Below are 19343 nucleotides of genomic sequence, written 5' to 3' on the forward strand. Positions count from 1 at the left end.
AGCAAACTGTTTTTAGTCCTGCTTGATTGGCTTGTTAACTTCACGTTCACCACTTTGTGTGGCTTTTGATACCGCATTAATCATTTGCGTCACTTGTTCAACAACTTTTGGCTCAAAGTTTGATGCTTGTATTTTCGTAAAAGCACTATCACTGTTCATGTTCCAATTCTCAAAGATAGATTTCATATCATTTTGACTAACCTCATTTCCGTAAACTTCTAGATAAAGTTTACCGAAGTTAATTGCATGCATTCTATCGCTTCGCTTTAACGATTCATGCATATAAGCATTGCCTATGTTGTATGCATGCTTTGCAAATGCACCAAAAAGAGAAACAACAATCAAACCTTTTATTAATAAGAATGAAAAGAAAAACCAATCAATATTCTCTTTAGCTGCTGAATTAAATTCAAAACCACCGTAGATTAAAGCACCAATAGCAGATGCAATAGCTAAACCTAAAGATATACTCCCATGAGAATTCCAATTTGCGGCTTTATCAGAAAAGCTTTTTTCTTTTTCCTTTAGAGCTGCTACTGCTGATTCGACGAACTCAGGAACTTTTAACTCTATTTTTTCTTGAACTTGTTTTTGATGTTCCTCTTGAAGAACTCGAATGCTATCTCTAATCTCCAGTTCTTTTTTTAAAAGCCCAGCTTCGACACTTTTATACTTATTTTGTCTTTGATGTACTTCTTTTTCTGATTCCGCGACTTGTTGTCTTAGAACATCAAGTTGAGCTGAGTATTGTTCTTCTCTAGCTCGCTGCCTTCTTTCAAGATATCGCTCTCTTTCCTCTAATTCTTTTAATCTATTAAAAGCTTCTTTTTCATGTGAGTTTTCAATTTTTTCAGACATGAAGTATTTATAGTCATTCTCCATCCCTGATTCTTCTTCTGATAATTCCAAGAACATTCTTCGCTGGTCAATAGGCATCGACTTTAAAATTCTTTCTCTAAGCTCAGGGTTAGAACTCCTTAAAATATTTAGTAAAAGACCTCGGTCAATACTTGATACAATTTTGTGCGTTAGCTTCGAATTAGCAAACATAAACAGATTGCTTATCGAACGGTTTGGAAGCGATTTTAATACTTTAACTAGAGCATCCGAGTCTAACGATTGTATTGTTTCAACAATCCCTCTTTCAGACATGTGACCAAATAAAATATCAATTTCTTTCTTATTACTACTGAAGATAAGATCATTTAGTTCTGGTGGTGATAAATGTTTCCACAAATCAGCGAGTTCTTCCCTAGGTAAATTACTAATTCGTATATTATGAGTTTCCATCGCAGATCCATTTGAGTGAAGTTAACAGCTAAATATATGACAGATTGTCGCGTTTAAACACGACAAGTTGTCATATATCTACATAAAGCGAGTTGTTTGAGGTGGCGTAGGTGTTTGAATATCATAAGCTTTCCTTAGCTGGGGTTTTCTCTTCCTTGGAGAAAAATACAAAACTGTCAGGCTATCCTTACATAAACGAGGGCCGTTTTAAATACTCTGTTTGTCTGTCATTGATCATCAAGGTAAAAACCTGTGATTTCCCCGTGTAACTCAATAGGCCATCAGCGGGTTTGCGTTGTTTGTTCTTTTTGATTTTAAGTCTTGGTCGATCAGCCAACTACATCCAACTCGCGCTGTTTAAACTGAGCGCCTAGGTTTTCGGTTATCTCTCGGCACTTAATTATATCTACGCCTTCAAGTCCGTTAATCGCTGATACTTGCACATGAGGGATCAGTTCGGCGGCGCGTTTTATAAAGGCTTGTACTGCTTTAAACGAGTCGGGAAGGGCGGGGTGGCAGTGTTGTTGGTATACCGTTTCGTTTTGGGCATTAAGAGAGATAGATAGGGCATCTATACACTCTGCCAGTTCTGGCACAATGTCGCGTTTGTGAAATAGGCTGCCTAAACCATCGGTGTTGACGCGGGTTTTACCGCCGTTTTCTTTTACCCAATGGGCGATCTCAAGTAGGGCTTTTAATCGGAGTGTAGGTTCGCCGTAACCGCAAAATACTATCTCATCATATTTTGATGGAGTGCCAATTTGCGCGATAACTGTGGCGGCTTCGGGTTGTTTGGTTAAGTAAAGTTCGTAGCCTTTAACTGCAGTTGAGCCGTTGTGTTTTGGGCAAAACTGGCATGCTAATGTGCAGCGATCTGTTAAGTTGATATAGAGGCTATTGTCTATTTGATAAGTGTAAGTATCGCACTGGTTAGACGATGTTTGGCGTTTGGCTGTATTTGGACGACTTTTGCTTGGGCTCATTGGAGTATGGATATTTGGCTAAGTAGGCTTGTGATCCTATCAGCCTCGATAGCATGGCATGTTGATGGTTATCAATAAATGAGTATCCAGGGGAGTGAGTCAGTGCAAGACTTAGTTTTAACTGTATAGGTAAAAACGATCCGGCGGGGTGAACTGAACTGAAATGGATATCACCCCTAGCCGGTATCGAAAGGACTTGCTTGCTATGTTATAAAATTTTCTACGCTGCTTTTTTAGCGTTATGTTCTGGGTGAGTGGCAATAAAATGGTTAAGCACTTTTCTTAACATATCTGCATGCTGGTAATGCTTCGCACGCTCTGCCTTTTCAATATCATCGATAATGATAGATTTTATTTTCTGTTCACCTTGATGGGTGATTAGGTAGTGCCCTAACGCTATAGCTATCATTGAGTCGACATGTTCATGTTCTGCAATAGCATCTACTTCATCAGCAGTTAGATCACTTAGTTCTAAGCATTCTTCGTACGTTATCATCTCTATCCCTCAGCCTTATTTTTATCAAACTATTTGGCGTTGCCGAGTCAATTCGTTAACCGGTAAAACTGATTGTAGGAGACAAATATTAATAACTCTAATCATTTAGTAGGATAAAATTTCACCAAGAATAATCATTAAAAAAATTAGATTCATGTTGCGGCTGCGGTAGATAATAATTGTTCAATAATGCTGTGCAGCTATGATGAGGACTAGCGTTGTTGTGCGTGACAGCAAGTGTGATTATCTGCTTCTCATGGAGAAGTCTAGATTTTTAAAAAATAATAACTTTATGCTTTTAGGGTATGAGCAGAGTAGGGTTGCGGTTAATTTAAAACGGATGTTTTATAGCTGAGAAAGGAGAATATTTTTAATTTAGGAAGGGGTTATTTTTTCCATTTCATAGAATGCATCAGAGATATCCTCTAGTTTTTGACTGACAATCAACTGAGCATCGCTTAGGCCTTTATTGTAATAATGGGCACCAAACTCCTTAGAGATGAAGTCGAGGAGAAACTCACACTCAAACTGTCCTATATCTTGTTCCATCTCCTTTTCGAAATAGGATTTTAGTTTTGCCACTAAGAGCGCTTTTTCATCGGTCGAAAACTTAATCTCTGACATAATTTATTTCCAGCTGTTTTATTTGCTATTCCAAGGATTCTGCTTTGAGAAAGTGTATAGATAAAGCTGCTCTACCTTCTCTCTTGCCCAAGGTGTCTTTCGTAAAAACTTCAGTGATGACTTAATCGAAGGATCGCTTTTAAAACAGTTGATGTCGATCTTTTCGGCCAAACCGTCCCAACCGTAGTGGGTTTCGAGTTGAGTTACTATATCGGCAAGTTTTACCCCGTGTAAGGGGTTGTTGGGTTGAGTTGTCATTTAGGTCACAGGTTTGCAAGGATAAAGATAAACGATGATACGGGGTTGCTGAGCAGAGAACCATAGAGTGCGGGGATATTTCTGATAAGTCGTCGGCAAGTATGGCCCATAAAAAGGCCCTCCAGAAGAGGGCAAGAAGGCACCGAGCCTTGAAACCATAAATGGTTTCCGATGATTCGTTTACGGGCGGCTTTAACGGTTACATATTTGGATAGTTGGGACCTCCTCCGCCTTCTGGTGGAACCCACTGAATATTTTGACAAGGGTCTTTAATGTCACAGGTTTTACAGTGTAGGCAGTTCTGTGCACTAATTTGCAGTTTTTTACCAGCCTCATCTTCGATGACTTCATAGACTCCTGCTGGGCAGTAACGTTGTGCAGGTTCATCATATAAAGGGATATTTACGGTAAGGGGAATATCCTCTTTGCTTAGTTGTAGATGACAAGGTTGATCTTCCTCATGGTTTGTATTGGATAAAAATACAGAGGAGAGTTTATCGAAGGATAGTTTTCCGTCCGGTTTAGGATAAGTGAGCTTTTTACTTTCACTTATACGCAGTAATTTAGCGTGGTCTTCTTGACGGTCATGAAGTGTCAGCGGTATCTTTCCGTTGAAAATATTCTGATCTAAGGTGTTAAAAGCGCCACCAATCCAAGGGCCAAATTTATGCAGAGCGGGGCCAAAGTTTCGCGCGTTAAATAGCTCGCTATACAGCCAGCTTTCCTTATAAAGAGTATCGAATGTTTCAGCTTCTTTATCGCTACTTTTTAAGGCGTTATTAATCGCTTCCGCCGCTATCATGCCTGACTTCATGGCCGTGTGAACCCCTTTTATACGGGAGAAGTTTAGCGTTCCCGCATCACAGCCAATCATAATCCCACCAGGGAATTGCATTTTAGGAAGCGAGTTGTAGCCCCCTTTAGTGATCGCTCTTGCACCGTAAGATACGCGTTTACCGCCTTCCAAGTATTGGGAAATCATTGGGTGATGTTTAAGTTGTTGGAACTCATCAAATGGACTCAGCCAAGGGTTGCTGTAATTAAGATCGATAATTAAGCCAACGGCTATTTGATTGTTTTCTAGGTGGTAGAGAAAAAAGCCACCACTAGTATCACCATGTAAAGGCCAGCCCGAGCCGTGGATAACGAGTCCCTGTTGATGTTTAGCAGGATCAATGTCCCAGAGTTCTTTTAGGCCTATACCGTAATGTTGCGGATCTTTATCTTTATCAAGATTGAAGTTATGGATTAACGCTTTACCTAAATGCCCTCGGCAGCCTTCGGCAAAGATAGTGAAAGGGGCGTGAAGCTCCATGCCCGGCATATAGTTATCTTTAGGCATATTATCTCTGCCTACACCCATGTCACCGGTTAGGATGCCTTTTACGCGCCCATTATCATCGTATACAACTTCAGAGGCGGCAAAGCTAGGAAATATCTCTACCCCTAAGGATTCTGCCTGCTCTGCTAACCAGCGGCTGAAATTACCGAGGCTGGCAATATAATTACCTTGATTATGCATGCTCTTCGGTGCCATCCAATGTGGAATTTTTATCGAAGAGGTGCTGTCTTTTAGCAGGACGATTTCATCCTGTTCTGTGGCTGTTGTTAAGGGTGCGCCCATCTCTTTCCAATCAGGGAATAGTTCGTTCAAGGCTTTAGGGTCAATAACAGCGCCTGAAAGTATATGAGCGCCAACTTCTGAACCTTTTTCTACGACGCACACATTTAGCTCTGAGTTTAGTTGCTTCAGTCGACAGGCACTGGCCAAGCCAGCAGGACCCGCACCAATAATGAGGACGTCGAATTCCATCACTTCATGTTCCATAACTACACTCCCTGCATCTGCTCTATATCTAATGCAAACGTATTGGATAGGCCGGTGAGTACCGTATCGGCATGTTGCTTAACACGCGGTAGATAGTGTTCTGCATAAAAACTGGCGGTTGCAATTTTTCCTTGTAAGAAGGGGTCCCCGTAAGGGTTTTCTTGTGTGATTAGTTTGTTCGCTAAAAGGGCGCTGCGAGCCAATAACCAGCCACCGGTTAAATAACCCATCATCATCAGGTTATCAAAACTAACATTACCCATGGTTTGTGGATCATCGGCCGTATTTTCTAGAATCCAATCACCGGCTGATACAGCACTTTCTAAGGCTACTTTTAGTGGGTGTTGAAGGGCCTGCAGTTGTTTGTTATCGGAGGCTGTGAGTTGATTGAGTGTTTCATTAATATCTGCATGTAGTGCTTTAAGGGCCATGCCTTTATCAAATAAAGTTTTACGCCCGATTAAATCGAGTGCTTGGATACCTGTAGTGCCTTCATAGATCGGAAGAATACGGGCATCACGATAGTGCTGTGCTGCGCCGGTTTCTTCAATAAAACCCATACCACCGTGTACTTGGATGTTAAGTGAGGTTAGTTCTTGCGCTAATTCGGTCATCCAACCTTTAACAATAGGTGTGTATAGCTCTACTCTGGCTTTGGCTGCTTCATCGCCACTATGGGCGTGATCAATATCTGCGGCGGCACTGTAAGCGAGTGCGCGCATGGCTTCATTACCTGCTTTCATAGCCATTAGCATGCGGCGCACATCGGGGTGATCGATGATGGCAATTTTTTGGCCATCACGACGACTACCTTGAAAGCGTTCTTGGCTGTATTGCAGCGCTTGCTGATAGGCTCGTTCTGAGATAGATAAACCCTGTAAGCCAACAGCTTGTCTGGCATGGTTCATCATGGTGAACATATAGCTTAAGCCTTTGTTCTCTTCGCCGACGAGGTAGCCAATCGCTCCGTCGTTATCGCCAAAGCTCATTACGCAAGTTGGGCTGCCATGAATCCCCATTTTATGTTCTAAAGAGATGCAGCTAACATCGTTCAATTCAGCGGGTTGGCCCTGCTCATCTAAACAATATTTTGGGACGATAAAGAGGGAGATCCCTTTTACTCCGGCGGGAGCATTAGGCAGCCGGGCTAGTACAAGGTGAACGATGTTGGAGGTCATTTGGTGATCTCCCCATGTGATAAATATTTTTTGGCCGCTAATTTTGTAGTGATCACCTTCAGGTTTAGCTTTAGCTGCAACCGCTGCAAGATCTGAGCCTGCATTTGGTTCGGTTAAGTTCATTGTACCTGTCCATTCACCACTGATAAGTGGTGGGAGGTAGTGCGCTTTGAGTGTTTCACTACCATGGGCGATCAGGGCTTCGACAGCACCTTGGCTTAGCATTGGGCAGAGTGCGAAAGACATATTTGATGAATGCCAAAGCTCATTAACGGCCGTACCTATAACATTAGGTAGGTTCTGTCCTCCAAACTCTTCAGGACCGGTTAGTGTGGCCCAACCATTTTCTACAAACTGTTGGTAAGCGTCGGCAAAACCAGCAGTTTCTTGTACTTTACCGGCAGAAACCGATGACCCTTTTTCATCACCAACGCTGTTTAGAGGGGCGAGTATATCTGAAGCCAGTTTGCCGGCTTCTTCGATAATGACGGTGGCTAGTTCAGTATTAATATCTTCTAATTGCAGCTTTTCACAAAGCTGGTTGAGTCCGATGAGTTGATCCAGTACAAAGCTGGCATCTTTCAACGGGGGAGTATAAGTGCTCATAACGATCCTCTTTTTTAAAAAGGAGGCTTAGACTGGAAACGGTTTTACGTAGTCCAAGCCTCTTAAGGTCAAGCAGGGGTGGTACATGAATAAAAGGTTATAGTTTCTGTTCAAGCTCAGGTACTGCTTCAAACAGGTCGGCTACTAGTCCATAGTCTGCTACGGAAAATATGGGTGCTTCTTCATCTTTATTGATGGCGACAATGATTTTCGAATCCTTCATCCCTGCAAGATGTTGGATTGCACCGGAGATTCCGACCGCAATATAGAGATCAGGGGCAACAATCTTGCCGGTTTGCCCAACTTGTATATCGTTAGGGACAAAGCCTGCATCGACCGCTGCACGGGAAGCGCCAACGGCTCCACCTAGTTTGTCAGCGACCTGTTCTAACAGAGTAAAGCTCTCGCTATTTCCCATACCTCGGCCGCCAGATATAACCACTTTTGCTGCGGTTAATTCAGGACGGTCCGATTGCGCTATCTCTTCTGAAACAAAGCTAGAGAGGTTACTTTCAATCTGTAGATCCACATTTTCAATAGGTGCATCGTTACCTGTAGATGCCGCTTCAAAGGCGGTACCACGGACGGTAATAACTTTAATATTATCGAGTGACTGGAGTGTCGCAATGGCATTGCCTGCATAGATAGGGCGTTGGAAAGTATCTGCGGATTCCACCGCCGTAATATCTGAGATCTGCCCTACATCAAGTAGCGCTGCCACTCTAGGCAAAATGTTTTTCCCGTTGCTCGTTGCCGGCGCTAGTATGTGGCTGTAAGCCGTACCTAATTGACTGATTAACTGTGCCGTATTCTCTGCGAGGTGATGAGCATAAACAGAGTTGTCAGCAAGTAGTACTTTACTAATTCCTTCGACACTAGCCGCTTCATCGGCCACGTTTTGACAATTAGAGCCAGCAACCAAAAGGTGGAGGTCTTGGCCCATTTGAGCCGCGGCTGTTACGGTATTGAGTGTGGCACCTTTAAGGGTGCAGTTATCATGTTCAGCAATAATTAGAATAGCCATTTGTTCACCCCTTAAATTACTTTCGCTTGGTTTTTGAGTTTCTCGATCAATTCATCAACGCTGCTTACTAATATGCCAGCACTGCGTTCAGCTGGAGGAGTAACTTTAAGCAATTTACTGTGCTGTTTTAGCTCAACCCCTAAAGTTTCGGGGGTAACAACTGCCAGTGGCTTTCGTTTCGCTTTCATAATATTGGGTAGTGATGCATAGCGAGGTTCATTTAAACGAAGGTCTGTCGTGATAATGGCGGGTAGGGTAAGGCCAAGGGTTTGTAAGCCGCCATCGATCTCGCGGATAACTTGGACTTCACCTTCCTGAAGGTTGATCTCTGAAGCAAAAGTACCTTGTGGCATATTGAGTAGTGCCGATAGCATTTGTCCCGTCTGGTTGTTATCGGAATCGATGGCTTGTTTACCCATAATGATGAGATCGGGTTGTTCATCGCGGACAACTTGAGCTAACAGTTTTGCCACATTTAGTGATTCAAGGTTATCGTCGGTTTCGACCTGAATACCACGGTCTGCACCGAGGGCGAGTGCTGCCCGAATCTGTTCCTGACAGGCTTTGGGCCCAACCGATACTGCAACTACCTCTTGAGCGCTACCTGCTTCTTTAAGGCGAATGGCTTCTTCAACAGCGATCTCACAGAAAGGGTTTATCGCCATTTTGGTATTGCTTAAGTCAACATCTGAATTGTCAGCTTTAACCCGCACTTTGGCGTTGTAATCAATAACGCGTTTTACAGCGACTAATATTTTCATTTCGGTACCTCTATTATTCCTCAGGGGTGTTGAATCCACTGAGGTTATTTTAATCATGTTCTTAACTATCTTGTTCGTCTGAATAATTGGCCCTGTCGCGGAGTAAATATTTTTGGATTTTTCCTGTCGATGTTTTAGGCAGTGGACCAAAAATAATATCTTTTGGCGTTTTAAAGTGGGCCATATGCTCTCGGCAGAAAGCGATAATTTCCTGTGCGGTAACCTCTCGATCGAGATCTTTTAAGGCGACAAAGGCACAAGGGGTTTCCCCCCATTTCTCGTTACTTTTAGCAACAACGGCGGCTTCTTGAATCATCGGGTGGCGATAGAGCACATCTTCAACTTCAATACTGGATATATTCTCGCCACCGGAGATAATGATATCTTTCGAACGATCTTTGATTTCTACATATCCATCTGGATGCCATACAGCTAAATCGCCGGAGTGGAACCATCCACCCTCGAAGGCTGCGTGAGTGGTGTCTGGATTTTTAAGATAGCCCTTCATCACTAAGTTGCCGCGCATAAAAATCTCGCCCATAGTCTCGCCATCTTGAGGAACCGGCTCCATTGTTGTTGGGTCCGCAACCATCAAGCCATCAAGCATTGGGGCGCGAACCCCTTGTCGAGATTTAAGACGCGCTTTTTCATCTAAAGGCTTGTCATTCCACTCATCGTGCCAAGCGCAAATTACAGAGGGGCCGTAGGTTTCGGTTAGACCGTAAACATGAGTGACGTTAAATCCTAGAGCTTCCATACCTGAGATCACTGATGCAGGTGGTGCAGCGCCTGCAGTCATTACATTAACTTGATGTTCTATACCGGTTTTTAGGTCATCATCGGCAGAATTAAGCATGTTTAATACGATAGGAGCACCGCAGAAATAACCTACTTTTTCTTGTTTAATTAGGTTAAAGATATGATCTGCACGGACATGACGTAAGCAAACGTTAACCCCTGCCATAGCCGCAATACCCCAAGGAAAGCACCAGCCATTACAATGGAACATAGGAAGTGTCCAGAGATAAACAGGATGTTGCTCCATTCCCCAAGATATAGCGTTACTAATGGCGTTTAGGTATGCACCGCGGTGGTGATACACAACGCCTTTAGGATCCCCTGTAGTACCTGATGTGTAGTTTAGAGTTATCGCATTCCACTCATCTTTAACGGAGTAGGGGGTGAAATCTTCATCGCCTTTTTGCAAAAAAGCTTCATAGGTCAAATCGCCAATAAGTTCGCCGTGTTGCCAATAGGGATCATCTATATCAATAACTAGAGGTTTGTTCTCGACAAGTGTAAGAGCTACTTTAACAACGTCACTAAACTCTTTGTCGGTGATAAGTACTTTGCTTTCTGCATGTTGCAGAATAAACGCGATCGCTTCCGCATCAAGGCGAATATTGATTGAGTTTAGCACTGCACCACACATAGGTACGCCAAAGTGAGCTTCAAAATGCTCGGGTAGGTTTGGGGCCAAAATGGAGACCGCTTCCCCAGGTTTGACACCATATTCATGCAGCGCACTGGCTAAACGTTTGCAACGTGTGTAAGTTTCAGACCAGCTATAACGGGTATCGCCGTGTACTGTTGCCGTTCGGTTAGGGTAGACGCTGGCCGCCCGTTGAATAAATGTAATAGGCGTCAGTGCCGCGTAGTTGGCTTGGTTTTTATCCAGATCTGTTTCGAAGGCAGATTCGTTATTGTTTTCATTTATATTCACGATGCTCTCCATGTTTGTTGTTATCCCAGTAGCCGAAATTAGTGTTACGCTTAAAAGTTATTGCGCTTAAACTTCATGAGTTGGCCAACAATGCCGCTACGGAAGCTAAGTACGCAGATGACGAATACTGCACCCATAATAATGTGGATGTAGTTACCCATCTCTCCACCTGATAGGTAGTTCTGCATAGTGACAATAAAACCGGCACCTAATACGGGGCCAAAAATAGTGCCGACCCCACCGACTAAGGTCATTAATATGACCTCTCCAGACATGTGCCAGTGCACATCTGTCAGAGAGGCGAGTTCAAATACGAGTGTTTTTGTTGATCCTGCAAGAGCGGCTAGCGCCGCTGAAATCACAAAGGCTAACCATTTGTAATGGTTGACGTCATAACCTAAAGAGGTCGCGCGATCTTCGTTTTCACGAATGGCTTTAAGTACTTGGCCAAATGGAGAGTGAATGGTGCGATTAATTAACCAATAACCGGCGATAAAGATAACCAGCACGAAGTAATACATAACCATATTGTCGGATAGATCAATTAAACCGAATAGAGCACCGCGAGGAACGCCTTGTAAGCCATCTTCACCGTTGGTGAATGGTGCTTGTAAGTAGAAGAAAAAGATCAGTTGTGCCAGCGCTAATGTCACCATGGCGAAGTATATGCCTTCACGTTTGACTGCGAGTTTGCCGAATATCGCACCCAGCAAGCCTCCTGCAATTGTACCTAGGAGAATCGCAACTTCAGGGGTTAAGCCACTGTGGATCATTAAGTAACCGGTAACATAGCCACCGGTTCCTAAAAAAGCGGCATGACCAAATGAGAGTAGGCCAGCAAAACCTAGTAACAGATTAAAGGCGCAGGCAAACAGAGCAAAGCAAAGCACTTTGGCCAGAAAAACAGGGTAGAGCAGCGTTGGTGCTAGCAAAGCTAGGGCGAGAAGACAGAGATTAAGTTTCATATTATTCATAATAGGTTCCTAAGCTTCCTTACCGAAAAGACCCGCGGGTTTTAGTAGCAGCACAATAACCATTACTAAAAAAATCACGGTGTTAGAGGCTTCTGGATAGAAGTACTTAGTGAGTCCTTCGACAACACCCATGCCTAAGCCGGTAATAATGGCTCCCCCTATAGACCCCATGCCGCCAATAACAACGATGGCAAAGACGGTTATTAGAATATTGGATCCCATATCAGGTGATACCGAGTAGATTGGGGCTGCCATAACGCCAGCAAAACCGGCTAAAGCCACTCCAAAGCCAAAGGTAAGAGTGACAATGAGCGGCACATTGATCCCGAAGGCTTGCATCAGTTGCGGGTTTTCAGTGCCAGCACGTAGGTAAGCACCAAGTTTAGTTTTTTCGATCATCCACCATGTGCCAGCACAGACAAGGACTGACACAATAATGATCCAAGCACGGTAGTTAGGCAGGTACATGAAAGGGAGCTTTGTGCCGCCTTTTAATGCGTCTGGTACAGCGTAGGACAAGCCGGAAGAACCAAAAGCATGGGTAAATACCCCTTGGATTATTAGAGCAAGACCAAAAGTTAACAATAAGCTGTAAAGGTGATCTTCATTGGCGATAGGACGGATTAGAAAACGTTCCATGAGAATGCCAATCAAGCCAACCGTTAAAGGAACAAGGATGAGAGCAAACCAGTAGTTTATACCCATATATTTCAATGCAAGGAGTGCAATAAAGGCACCCAGCATATACATAGCGCCTTGGGCGAAGTTGATGATTTTTAATAGCCCGAAGATGATTGCTAATCCTAGACTAAGCAGGGCGTAAAAAGAGCCGTTAATCAGTCCGACCAGTAACTGGCCAAACAGGGCAAATAGATTAATATCAAAGAGTGTAGCCATAACAGAAAAATTACCTTTCTGAACTATATAGAGCGATAAAGGCGGCTCTTTTCAGAGCCGCTAACCGATCAGGAAAAGTTACACTGAGGTAGCATAGGGCTATATGCCTCGTTACCTGGAATCACTTTAATAATCTTATAAATATCGTTTTTATCTTTACGCTCTTCTTTCTTTTTAATCTCTACGTAAAGCATGTCATGTACCATGCGGCCATCTGGGCGTAGGGTTGCGTTACGGGCAAAAAAGTCGCTAGGTTTTGTCTCTTTCATTGTTTTCATAACAATATCGGAGTCGTCAGTTCCTGCTGTTTTAACCGCATTTAGATAGTGGGTTGTGACTGAATAAACGCCTGCGTGGATCATGCTTGGAATCGCACCATGACGTTGTTCAAAGCGCTTACTCCATTTTCGTGTTTCATCATCCATATCCCAGTAAAAGCCGGATGTAAGGCGCATGCCTCCTGCGGTAGCTGGATCCATCGCTTGTGCATTAGGAGTAAAAACCAGTAGACCAGCTACATCCATCTGTTCCGTTAGGCCAAATTCAGCAGCTGCCTTTAGGGCGTTAACTGTATCGTTACCCGCGTTGGCTAGAGCAACGACATCTGCGCCAGAGGCTTGGGCCTGCAGAATGTAAGAGGAGAAATCTGTTGTACCGAGTGGCGCACGAACATTACCGAGAACTTCGCCACCATTTTCGTTAATAACTTTACTGGCCATGCCTTCAAGTGCATGACCGAAACTGTAATCTGCGGTAATGAAGAACCATTTCTTTTTGCCCGCCTGCACCATAGGTTTAACGGTACCGTTGGCGAGTGCAACTACGTTATATGTCCAATGCACGTTATATGGGTTACACGCTTTTGTTGTGAAGCTGTTTGATGCAGAACCCGAAATTAAGGTGATATTTTTGCTGTCCGCATTTACCTTTGATACTGCGCCGGATACCGCGGAAGAGACTAAGCCTCCAATGGTATCGACCCCTTCATCTTCTACCCATTTACGGGCAATCGCAGAAGCTATATCCGGTTTTAACTGGGAATCCGCACTGACCATTTCAATGGGTTTTCCTAGTACACTTCCACCAAAATCTTCAATCGCCATTTCTGCTGCAATAACACAGCCTGAACCACAAATATCTGCGTAGGTACCGCCCATATCTGCCAATATGCCCAGTTTCACCTGACCATCTGTGGCTGCTTGAGCGCTACAAATCATGGTTGCGGCGATTGCGCCTGATACAACGGTAGATAAAACTGATGTGTTGGTTCTTTTCATTTTCTGACTCCGGTTTGGTTTGTTTTTATTTTCTGTTGGGAAACAGTTAGTGATATAACCAAGGGCTAGACGCCCAAATAGGTGTTAAGTAGTTCAGTTTTGGCTTCCAATTCGTTGGCGTGTACTTCTTCCACAATGTGGCCGTGTTCCATCACGTAATGACGGTCAGCAATAGGTGCTGCAAAACGGAAGTTCTGTTCAACCAATAAAATGGTAAGACCGCGCTCTTTGAGGTTCCTAAGGACCTCGCCCAGTTTCTGCACAATGACGGGGGCGAGACCCTCAGTTATCTCATCCAAGAGTAGGATATTTGCGCCGGTGCGTAGAATGCGGGCCAAGGCCAGCATTTGCTGCTCACCACCAGAAAGGCGAGTACCTTGGCTTGTGCGGCGTTCGTAGAGGTTTGGGAACATGTCGTAGATCTCTTCAAGGCTGACCCCATCAGAGCGTACATTCGGCGGTAACATTAGGTTTTCTTCCACATTAAGACTGGCAAAAATACCCCGTTCTTCAGGGCAGAAGCCTAAGCCAATATGTGCAATTTTATGGGCAGGCATAGCGATAGTTTCATGACCATTAATCACAATCTGCCCGCTGCGTTCACCTACCATATTCATAATGGCTCTAAGCGTGGTAGAACGACCGGAACCGTTGCGACCTAATAGGGTCACGAGTTCTCCTTGATTCACGGTCATGTCGATGCCATGTAAAATGTGTGATTCACCATAAAATGCATGTAAGTTATTAATGCGAATTTTTTCTCGGTGACTGGCGTGGAAGGCTGGGTTAGCAATAGATTCGCTATGGCTTGATGCGTGCTCGATCATGATGCCACCTCCGCTGTTTGCTTAGTGTCTACATCGTCTGCTGCGGTACCCATATAAGCTTCACGGACGCGGGCATCGGCAGAAACACTCGCATAATCACCTTCGGTTAGAATAGCGCCCCGTTGTAATACAGTAATCCGATCTGCGAGTTTAGATACAACATGAAGATTGTGTTCCACCATCAAAATAGTGCGATCTTTAGATACCTTTTTAATCAGGTCGGATACTAAGCCTACATCTTCATGACCCATACCTTGAGTCGGCTCATCCAGTAGCATTAATTCAGGTTCTACGGCGAGTGTTGTTGCAATCTCTAATGCCCGTTTACGGCCATAGGAAAGGTCAACAGTAACGGTGTTCGCAAAGCTTTCTAAACCTACAGACTCCAGTAGCGCGAGAGCTTTATCATTTAAACGATTAAGAATCTTTTCCGAACGCCAAAAATGAAAGCTATTGCCTTCTTTACGTTGTAGCGCGATACGCACATTTTCTAAAACACTTAGGTGAGGAAATACCGCGGAGATCTGGAAGGATCGGATCACACCTTTACGGGCAATTGCCGCTGGTTTCAATGGTGTAATATCCTCACCTTGAAACAGAATTTTTCCAGAGGTTGGTTGAAGAAACTTTGTTAATAAATTGAAGACAGTCGTTTTACCTGCTCCGTTGGGGCCTATTAAAGCGTGAATATGTCCCCGTTGGATATTCAGATTAACATCATCGACTGCTGTAAAACCTTTAAAGGCTTTTGTCAGATTACGGGTTTCAAGAATGAAATCCTGTGCTGGCTGGGTCATCGCTTGCTACTCTATTCTGGCCGAAGTCACTGTGAAATGTTGATCAGGCTTCTGCTGTTATTTTTATTAACAGCAGATTAAAGCTTAAATCTTGCTCAACTATTTTGAGAATCTAACCAAATGTAACAAGCGAGTTGAGAGTGGTAACTTTGTGTTACATTCTTCGGGTTGTTGAGCAATGATGGGAAGATGAATTACTGATGCAGCGCCACGCTTCTATTACTATCCGTTTGTTTTTAATGCTGCTTGTGTTGATCGGCAGCATCTTTGGCTCGATCTATTGGCTAACGGTTCCATTAATAAAAGAAAATGTCTTTGGCTTAGAGCTGCACTCTAATCGCCAAGTGCTAAATATTGTTTATGATTTGGCAAACCGTATGTACGCCAGTACAGAAACCTATATAGATAACACCCTTAATTCTCATGAGCAGCGATTAAAGTCAGTATTAGATATCGCTGAAAAACATATAGAGGTTAGCTTGAGAGATGGGCAAACTGCGGGATTAAGTGATGAGCAAGTTTGGCAGAAAGTGTTTGCTGATCTACGTGAATTTGACTTTGGTAATGGTGATTATATTTGGATCGCTGATTATGATGCTCGCCTGTTATCTCACCCCGATAGTGAGTTCAATAATAAGAGCATGTCGAGGGTTATAGGCCCTGAGGGTAAGCTTATTATTCCTGAAATATTAGATAAAGTGCGTGAGGATAAACAAGGGTTTTATAAATATAAATGGCAGCGCCTGAATAATAATACCAAAGTGATTGATAAATACTCCTATGTAAAAGACTTCTCTGAGTGGGGCTTTATTATGGGGGCGGGTGTTTATATTGATGATATTCAGAATGAAGTTGAGTTACAGAAGCAGCGCGCAATTTTTGAGATTAATAAAGCATTAAAAAATGTAAAAATTGCAACGAATGGCTATCTATATGTCTTTGACTCAGAAGGGAATATGCTATTTCATCCCAACCAGAATATCCATGGAACTAACTTTACAAAGCAGCTTAACCCCGTTACACAGCAACCGATCTATCAGGATCTTATGGCCGTGGCTGATTCGGGTAAGGAACTTTACTATAAGTGGGACCGGCCCGATGATCAGGGCAATTACATTTATGAAAAACTATCTTTAGTACGTCATTTATCGGGCTTTGATTGGTATATCAGTTCTTCCGTCTATTTGGATGACCTTAAAGCGAGCTCAGTACAATTAAGTCAGCGGCTGATGGCGATGGGGTTCTTTGCATTACTTGCCGCTATTGTTCTCGCTTTTCTATTTGCTGAGTGGCTGACTTCGCCTATTAAGAAGCTTTCATCGACAGCTTATAAAATCAGCCGAGGTAATTATTCTGCGAAGACAGGTATTCATCGTAATGATGAGTTAGGCCTTTTAGCTGAATCGTTTGATTATATGGTTGATCAGCTGCGGGATAATATTAATACCCTTAATTCACGTGTAAAAGCGCGTACTAAAGAGTTATCTGAATCCAACTACCAGTTACGTGATGCTGTTCTCTCTATGGAGTTGGCTCAAACAGAATTACGTGCAGTTGAAACGCGGCAGCGACTTATTCTTAATGCGCTACCGGCTCAAGTTGCATACTTAGATAAAGAACAGCGCTTTGTCTTTGCTAACCGTGAGTACCTAGATTTATTCAATCAGAGTAAAGATGAGATTGAGGGGAAAACTCTTAAAGAGGTGGTTGGCGATGATATGTATAGAGAGATTCGGCCGAATATAGAACGGGCTCTTGAAGGGCAAACTGAAGTATATGAGTACCTATTTCAGGAACAAGACAGAGAGATGCTAACCCGTCGAACTGTATTGCCGTTTTATAATGATCAGAAAAAAGTGGTTGGTTTTCTTAACCTTTCTATCGATATTACCCATGAGCGGGAAACGGAACGGCGTTTGGCTGAAGTCAGCAAAATGAAAGCGGTAGGTCAGATGTCAGGCGGATTAGCTCATGATTTTAATAATCTATTGACTATTATCTTAGGTAATTTGCTTGAGCTTCAACGGCATAAATCTATACCGGAAGAACTACAAGATAACTTGAGTCCAGCTATTCGTGCGACAAGGCGGGGTGCTGATATGACAAAACGGTTATTGGCTTTTTCTCGTCGACAATCGTTATCTCCTGCACGTATTAAATTAGGCGGATTAATCCATGAGCTCGTTGATTTATTGGCGGCACCATTGCCAGATAATATCAATTTACTGACCGAGATTAAGCCCGAAACACCGGATGTTTATGTTGATGCTGCTCAAATGGAAGATGCCTTAGTTAATATAGTATTGAATGCAGTGGATGCAATGAGTCGGGGAGGGGTGTTGTGTTTAACCGTTTCGGGTACAACATCTACCGCGTCAGATATTGTCAGTGGCGGATTTGATGAAGCGGTAGCGGCGGGTGAGTATGTTTTAATTTGTATTACCGATACAGGGGATGGGTTTACGGAAAAAGCGCTTAAAAAAGCCTATGAGCCGTTTTTTACCACTAAAGGTACCGGAGCTGGCTCAGGACTGGGCTTAAGTATGGTGTATGGTTTTGTAAAACAGTCGAAGGGTTATCTGCGCATACGTAATCGATGCGATATTCATGAAGGGGAAACGGGCGCTCAGATAGATCTTTTACTGCCTGCAACGCTAGGTATTGAATCTGAAGGTAAGGTGGACCAGCAGGCCGTAGTCAGATCTCCTTTTTCAGCAAAAGGGGATCGCGCTTTAGTTTTGTTGGTGGAAGATAACCAAGATCTACGTCAATTAGTGCGTAAGCAATTAACGGACATGGGGTTTGTTGTTATTGAAGCTAATAGTGGCGATGAGGCTGCGTTGTTGCTGGCTGGATTAGAGAGGGTTAGTGGTGTTGTTTCCGATGTAGTGATGCCAGGTCATAAGAATGGCTACGATGTTGCGGCGCTGGTTAAAATGCAGCACCCAAATGCTTTTGTTGTTTTAATGACCGGTTACACGGAGAACCCTCCTGAAACCGATTTTGATTTTAATTTGTTACAAAAACCTTTTGATGCAGATGCATTAGCACAGGCGATCTCGCCCGAGTTAGTTGATAAGAATAAGAAGGATAATCCATGAATGGATACAGTCCATTAATTTACGTTGTTGAAGATGAAGAAGATCTAGGGACGTTGATTTGTTCTTCCTTGAGTAGTTACCGTTATCAAGTGGAATATTGCGCTAATGGCGAACAGTTATTTGCTGCTTTAGATCGTCAGTTGCCGGAGATCTGTATTGTTGATCTGAACTTGCCAGATATTGATGGTATGCAGTTAGTAAAAGAGTTAGAGCATAAGGCGGTTGGGGTGATTATTGTGTCTGGCCGTGATGGTCTAGCTGATCGTGTTTTAGGCCTAGAGTTTGGTGCAGATGATTACATTACTAAACCTTTTGAACCTAGGGAGCTAGTGGCGCGGGTACAAAGCTTACATCGCCGTCTTGAAAAACAGAAACAGCAATCGGCTCAGTGTCCTAAACAAGCACTATTTGCGAATTGGAAATTTCAACCAGAGTCGCTTCATTTAAGCCGAGATCAATACAGTGAGTCGTTAAGTCGAGCGGAAGGGGATATGCTGTTAGCCCTGTTAAAACATCCTTTTCAGATTTTATCTAGAGATCAGCTATTGGGGGAAAATTGCGTTCCCTATGATCGAAGCATTGATGTGCGAATGTCTCGCTTGAGGAAGAAAATTGAGTCAGATCCTCAGCATCCAGAGTTGATTAAAACCGTTTATGGGGCTGGTTATATGCTAACGACGGAGGTTAAATGGCAGTAGC

General features: G+C 43.4%; 17 protein-coding genes. 2 read left to right on the forward strand and 15 right to left on the reverse strand.

All coding sequences use genetic code 11. The features are described 5' to 3' along the window. Nucleotides 1-12 precede the first annotated feature (12 nt). The 15 genes from Q4486_RS14345 to Q4486_RS14415 all read right to left on the reverse strand — a co-directional run bounded on the left by Q4486_RS14345 (nt 13) and on the right by Q4486_RS14415 (nt 15543). Nucleotides 13-1290 carry a hypothetical protein gene (locus tag Q4486_RS14345; protein ID WP_303519891.1) on the reverse strand — a complete coding sequence of 426 codons (1278 nt, stop codon included), beginning with the start codon at nt 1288-1290 and terminating at the stop codon, nt 13-15. 329 nt (nt 1291-1619) lie between these two features. After that, entirely contained in the window at nt 1620-2273 is a 654-nt protein-coding gene (locus tag Q4486_RS14350; RefSeq protein ID WP_303519893.1) for a TatD family nuclease-associated radical SAM protein, read from the reverse strand. A gap of 220 nt (nt 2274-2493) precedes the next feature. After that, entirely contained in the window at nt 2494-2769 is a 276-nt protein-coding gene (locus Q4486_RS14355; protein WP_303415223.1) for a hypothetical protein, read from the reverse strand. 375 nt (nt 2770-3144) lie between these two features. Beyond that, nucleotides 3145-3393 carry a DUF2164 domain-containing protein gene (locus Q4486_RS14360; RefSeq protein ID WP_303415222.1) on the reverse strand — a complete coding sequence of 83 codons (249 nt, stop codon included), beginning with the start codon at nt 3391-3393 and terminating at the stop codon, nt 3145-3147. 18 nt (nt 3394-3411) lie between these two features. Further along, nucleotides 3412-3651 (reverse strand): VF530 family DNA-binding protein, encoded by a 240-nt coding sequence (locus Q4486_RS14365; RefSeq protein ID WP_067868215.1) that lies wholly within the window; start codon nt 3649-3651, stop codon nt 3412-3414. Between the two features lie 199 nt (nt 3652-3850). Further along, nucleotides 3851-5479 carry an electron transfer flavoprotein-ubiquinone oxidoreductase gene (locus Q4486_RS14370; protein ID WP_303519895.1) on the reverse strand — a complete coding sequence of 543 codons (1629 nt, stop codon included), beginning with the start codon at nt 5477-5479 and terminating at the stop codon, nt 3851-3853. 2 nt (nt 5480-5481) lie between these two features. Next, nucleotides 5482-7263, reverse strand: coding sequence for an acyl-CoA dehydrogenase (locus tag Q4486_RS14375; RefSeq protein WP_303415217.1), 1782 nt, complete (start codon nt 7261-7263; stop codon nt 5482-5484). A gap of 97 nt (nt 7264-7360) precedes the next feature. Continuing rightward, nucleotides 7361-8287 (reverse strand): electron transfer flavoprotein subunit alpha/FixB family protein, encoded by a 927-nt coding sequence (locus Q4486_RS14380; RefSeq protein WP_067868224.1) that lies wholly within the window; start codon nt 8285-8287, stop codon nt 7361-7363. Nucleotides 8288-8298: 11 nt separating this feature from the next. Continuing rightward, complete coding sequence (locus tag Q4486_RS14385) at nt 8299-9048, reverse strand: electron transfer flavoprotein subunit beta/FixA family protein (RefSeq protein ID WP_303519896.1); 750 nt, start codon at nt 9046-9048, stop codon at nt 8299-8301. Nucleotides 9049-9109: 61 nt separating this feature from the next. Continuing rightward, a complete protein-coding gene (locus Q4486_RS14390) occupies nt 9110-10765 on the reverse strand; it encodes an acyl-CoA synthetase (RefSeq protein WP_303519910.1) in 1656 nt (551 codons plus the stop codon). Nucleotides 10766-10821: 56 nt separating this feature from the next. Next, a complete protein-coding gene (locus tag Q4486_RS14395; RefSeq protein WP_067868230.1) occupies nt 10822-11745 on the reverse strand; it encodes a branched-chain amino acid ABC transporter permease in 924 nt (307 codons plus the stop codon). A 9-nt stretch (nt 11746-11754) separates the two neighbouring features. Beyond that, the gene (locus Q4486_RS14400; RefSeq protein ID WP_067868231.1) at nt 11755-12642 is read right to left on the reverse strand and encodes a branched-chain amino acid ABC transporter permease; all 888 of its coding nucleotides are present in this window, start codon (nt 12640-12642) and stop codon (nt 11755-11757) included. Nucleotides 12643-12710: 68 nt separating this feature from the next. Then, on the reverse strand, nt 12711-13919 hold the full coding sequence (locus Q4486_RS14405; protein ID WP_303519897.1) for an ABC transporter substrate-binding protein: 1209 nt from the start codon (nt 13917-13919) through the stop codon (nt 12711-12713). 65 nt (nt 13920-13984) lie between these two features. Next, complete coding sequence (locus Q4486_RS14410; RefSeq protein WP_082792438.1) at nt 13985-14746, reverse strand: ABC transporter ATP-binding protein; 762 nt, start codon at nt 14744-14746, stop codon at nt 13985-13987. After that, entirely contained in the window at nt 14743-15543 is an 801-nt protein-coding gene (locus Q4486_RS14415) for an ABC transporter ATP-binding protein (protein WP_067868233.1), read from the reverse strand. The genes Q4486_RS14410 and Q4486_RS14415 overlap by 4 nt, the downstream gene beginning before the upstream one ends. Before the next feature lie 200 nt (nt 15544-15743). Here Q4486_RS14415 and Q4486_RS14420 point away from each other — a divergent pair, with 200 nt between their 5' ends. Continuing rightward, nucleotides 15744-18644, forward strand: coding sequence for a cache domain-containing protein (locus Q4486_RS14420; RefSeq protein WP_303519898.1), 2901 nt, complete (start codon nt 15744-15746; stop codon nt 18642-18644). Next, complete coding sequence (locus tag Q4486_RS14425; RefSeq protein WP_067868235.1) at nt 18641-19342, forward strand: response regulator transcription factor; 702 nt, start codon at nt 18641-18643, stop codon at nt 19340-19342. The genes Q4486_RS14420 and Q4486_RS14425 overlap by 4 nt, the downstream gene beginning before the upstream one ends. The last annotated feature ends 1 nt before the right edge of the window (nt 19343 follow it).

Source organism: Neptuniibacter sp. 2_MG-2023 (assembly GCF_030547495.1).
Lineage (GTDB): Bacteria > Pseudomonadota > Gammaproteobacteria > Pseudomonadales > Balneatricaceae > Neptuniibacter.

Coding starts and splice junctions, on each gene's coding strand:
- Q4486_RS14345 (WP_303519891.1), bottom strand. CDS start 1,290: ATGGAAACTCATAATATACGAATTAGTAATTTACCTAGGGAAGAACTC.
- Q4486_RS14350 (WP_303519893.1), bottom strand. CDS start 2,273: ATGAGCCCAAGCAAAAGTCGTCCAAATACAGCCAAACGCCAAACATCG.
- Q4486_RS14355 (WP_303415223.1), bottom strand. CDS start 2,769: ATGATAACGTACGAAGAATGCTTAGAACTAAGTGATCTAACTGCTGAT.
- Q4486_RS14360 (WP_303415222.1), bottom strand. CDS start 3,393: ATGTCAGAGATTAAGTTTTCGACCGATGAAAAAGCGCTCTTAGTGGCA.
- Q4486_RS14365 (WP_067868215.1), bottom strand. CDS start 3,651: ATGACAACTCAACCCAACAACCCCTTACACGGGGTAAAACTTGCCGAT.
- Q4486_RS14370 (WP_303519895.1), bottom strand. CDS start 5,479: ATGGAACATGAAGTGATGGAATTCGACGTCCTCATTATTGGTGCGGGT.
- Q4486_RS14375 (WP_303415217.1), bottom strand. CDS start 7,263: ATGAGCACTTATACTCCCCCGTTGAAAGATGCCAGCTTTGTACTGGAT.
- Q4486_RS14380 (WP_067868224.1), bottom strand. CDS start 8,287: ATGGCTATTCTAATTATTGCTGAACATGATAACTGCACCCTTAAAGGT.
- Q4486_RS14385 (WP_303519896.1), bottom strand. CDS start 9,048: ATGAAAATATTAGTCGCTGTAAAACGCGTTATTGATTACAACGCCAAA.
- Q4486_RS14395 (WP_067868230.1), bottom strand. CDS start 11,745: ATGAATAATATGAAACTTAATCTCTGTCTTCTCGCCCTAGCTTTGCTA.
- Q4486_RS14400 (WP_067868231.1), bottom strand. CDS start 12,642: ATGGCTACACTCTTTGATATTAATCTATTTGCCCTGTTTGGCCAGTTA.
- Q4486_RS14405 (WP_303519897.1), bottom strand. CDS start 13,919: ATGAAAAGAACCAACACATCAGTTTTATCTACCGTTGTATCAGGCGCA.
- Q4486_RS14410 (WP_082792438.1), bottom strand. CDS start 14,746: ATGATCGAGCACGCATCAAGCCATAGCGAATCTATTGCTAACCCAGCC.
- Q4486_RS14415 (WP_067868233.1), bottom strand. CDS start 15,543: ATGACCCAGCCAGCACAGGATTTCATTCTTGAAACCCGTAATCTGACA.
- Q4486_RS14420 (WP_303519898.1), top strand. CDS start 15,744: ATGCAGCGCCACGCTTCTATTACTATCCGTTTGTTTTTAATGCTGCTT.
- Q4486_RS14425 (WP_067868235.1), top strand. CDS start 18,641: ATGAATGGATACAGTCCATTAATTTACGTTGTTGAAGATGAAGAAGAT.